At 42.7% G+C, this 3,141-nt stretch carries 3 protein-coding genes and 1 pseudogene; all 4 read left to right on the top strand.

Going from position 1 to position 3,141, the window contains the following annotated elements; genetic code table 11:
- Positions 1-1,084, top strand: a 1,084-nt coding sequence (locus tag AC1DWB_RS32755; RefSeq protein WP_477545282.1) for an S-layer homology domain-containing protein, incomplete at its 5' end; no start/stop codon positions are given.
- Between the two features lie 509 nt (positions 1,085-1,593).
- Positions 1,594-1,959, top strand: a complete 366-nt coding sequence (locus AC1DWB_RS32750) for a GntR family transcriptional regulator (RefSeq protein ID WP_477545281.1) — start codon at positions 1,594-1,596, stop codon at positions 1,957-1,959.
- Positions 1,956-2,828, top strand: coding sequence for an ABC transporter ATP-binding protein (locus tag AC1DWB_RS32745; RefSeq protein WP_477545280.1), 873 nt, complete (start codon positions 1,956-1,958; stop codon positions 2,826-2,828). Before AC1DWB_RS32750 ends, AC1DWB_RS32745 begins: the two co-directional genes overlap by 4 nt.
- A pseudogene (locus tag AC1DWB_RS32740) lies at positions 2,825-3,141 on the top strand (hypothetical protein); the annotation flags it as partial. The gene AC1DWB_RS32745 and the pseudogene AC1DWB_RS32740, both read left to right, overlap by 4 nt.

Raw genomic sequence — 3,141 nt, 5'->3', positions numbered from 1 at the left:
TGAGGAAGCTCTAAAAGATGTAAAAGCGGGTATTGTAACTGTAGTCGTGGCGGACAATATGGATTCCGTCATACTTCCAACCCATGTATCCGACATCTTGGGGTCCAATCAATTACGAATTGTCCAGAAGAATATGACCATCGAATTTTCCAAGGACCAGTTGAAGAGTATTCAAGGGGTTGTTACTGGAGAGCAGGCCGTTGACGCACAAATTAATTTTTCAGCTGCCATTGTACCAAAAGAGGCTGTTACCAATCTAATTCAAAATTCTCCAAACCATACTTCAGTTCAATTGAATCCTGCGAGCGATGTGTACGACTTTAAGTTGAATGTAGTTACCAAAGACGGTTCAGTCTTACCGGTAACAACCTTTAAAGAGCCGTTAACGCTCACCTTCCATGTAAGTCCGAATGCGAATCCTGACTTGTTAGGTGTGTATTATATCGCAGCGGACGGAACCATTCAGTATGTGGGTGGCAAATTAGTTAATGGCGTTATGACCGTTAAGGTGTATCATTTCAGCCAATATGCAGTGTTAGAATATGACAAAACCTTTTCGGATGTAGACACGAATTTCTGGGCGAGTCCTGTCATTAAGAAAATGGCGGCCAAACATATTATTGAAGGCATCACCGACAATCATTATGCCCCGCAAAGAAACGTCACAAGGGCGGAATTTGCAGCATTGATTGCACGCGCCTTAGAGCTGAAAGCCGTAAAAAGCTCGAATTTCAATGATGTAGAGTCCTCACAATGGTATGCGGAGGTTATCGCCGCAGTGAGTGAAGCGGGAATTGTCTTTGGACGAAGTGAAGATACATTTGCGCCTAACGATACCATCACACGCGAAGAAATGGCCGTTATGTCGATTCGCGCTTACGAATATCTGAAGGGCAAAAAAGCTTCAACCACAAATAAGGGTTCCTTTAGTGACCAAACGCAAATTAGCGATTGGGCACAAGCAGAAGTAAGCAAAGCACAAGAACTGGGCTTGATTAATGGACGTGAATCTAATCAATTCGCTCCAAAAGAGAAGTTGACCCGAGCCGAAAGTGCACAAGTCATTTCCAAGTTGTTAGACTAATCCAATGACAACGTTCAAACCGTCCTGCAGATGGTGTTCCCAGCTGTAGGACGGTTTTTTGTATGGCAGATGGGATACATTTATAGGTTCGTGTATACGACACATGTGGAATGCTCAAAATTGATGGTTCTGAAAGAAAAGATGAGATGTGACAGTATCGCTCAATTGTATTGCTTATGGGTAACAGGGGGCTTAGCTCAGCTAGGAGTACACCATTACCTGTTTTACTACTACCAATAGCAACATAGAAGTAAGAAAGTCGACCTTTAGGTCGGCTTTCTTGCTTTTACAGGATTGCTGGGATGCGTCTAACCTCTGCGACCTGCTTCATCGAATGGGCATCTTCAGAAAGTAAAACAGCTAGTTGAAGTAGCAACGAAGGGTCGGGTCTTGCAATGGACACGCATAAATAAAAATCTATTTACAAAATTTTACCTAACATGTATAGTTGTATACATGTGTAACCAACCATACAGTGTTCGATTGTTAGATCRGAAAGGCGGTTATTGATGAAGACGACATTGGATGAATCTCAGCCGATCTTTCAGCAGATTGCCCAAATGATTATGGATGAGATTGTAGAAGGACAACTGAAGGAGGGGGAACAAGTACCATCCGAGAATGAATTGTCGCGCTTCTATAACATTAATCGGGCAACTGTCCGCAGAGGCCTTCAAGAATTGGCGGATAAAGGGATTATTTATAAACAACGCGGCATCGGCATGTTTGTAGAGAATGGAGCAAAGCTACAATTGTTAAAGGAACGGCAGAAGCAATATCGTGAAGAATATATTTTGCCATTATTAGAAGAAGCGAAAAAAATTGGTTTAAGTATGCAAGAAGTTGTTCAATTGATCGAGGAGGAGAATGGATGATTCGTGTAAACGAGGTAACCTATTCATATGATAAAGTTTCAGTTCTGCGAGGTATCTCATTCGAAGAGAATGAGCCGGTGATCGCGGGATTATGGGGGCGTAACGGTGCAGGCAAAACAACGCTGATGAGGCTTCTTGCTGGTCATCAACGGCCTGATCGTGGAGCTATTGAAATTAATGGTTCAGCACCATACGGCAATTCTGCAATTATACAGAATATATGCTATATGCAAGAGGATCATCCGTTCAGTACGATTTGGAGCGTGCATGACGCGCTTCGGTTCGGGAGGTACTTCAACGCCAATTGGGATCAATCTACGGCAGACAGACTAGTTAAAGCCTTCAAACTGGATGAAAACAAGAAAATATCCAAGCTGTCAAAAGGGATGAAGTCCGCGCTCCAGTTTATTATTGGACTATCAAGCCATGCGAGTGTGACGATACTTGACGAGCCGACGAATGGTTTGGATGCCGCAGTGCGGAAACAAATGTATCAAGCATTAAGAGAAAGCCATGAGGAAATGCCTCGTCTCATTCTGATTTCCACTCATCATATCGAAGAAGTCCAACCACTATGTGATGCACTGATTGTTATGCACAATGGTAAGCTGTTGCTACATCAACCGATTGAAGACCTTCGCGAGCAAGGAATATGGCTTGCCGGAGAAAAGAACACGATAATGAGCGTCATCAACGGTCATAGGGTGCTAGAGCAAACTACACTCGGGTCAAAAATCAGAGTCATGCTTGATGTTCCATACACGAAGCAGTGGAAGGAACAAGCTCATAACCTTGGATTGTCGATTGAAAAAGTGGATTTACAGGATTACTTGCTGAATATTACAGAGGATACGGAGGTGATTATATGAGTTCATGGAAGGGTGTATTTCGGCTAGTCTTTGAGGATGTATATTGGTATTTTGGAAAACTATTACTACTGTTCATAACCATCCCGTTGACTATCGTATGGATTATCCTCGGAATTTTCTTCGAACTCAATGACACTACGATTGCTGCGATATCAGGGCCAACCTATTTCTTTGTTGCCTTATTCTCAATTGTTGGCTTCAAGCAGCTATTTGCACTTGCAATAGCTTCAGGAAGTACGCGTGTACAATTCATGAAAGTGTTTTACTGCGTAGGTTTGGCTGTAATCTCATTGACCATATTGTGCCTGAATGT

Source organism: Paenibacillus sp. P4_E11 (genome assembly GCF_056401635.1).
The sequence above is the reverse complement of the archived record's forward strand: the minus strand, read 5'-3'. Positions and strand labels throughout refer to the sequence as shown.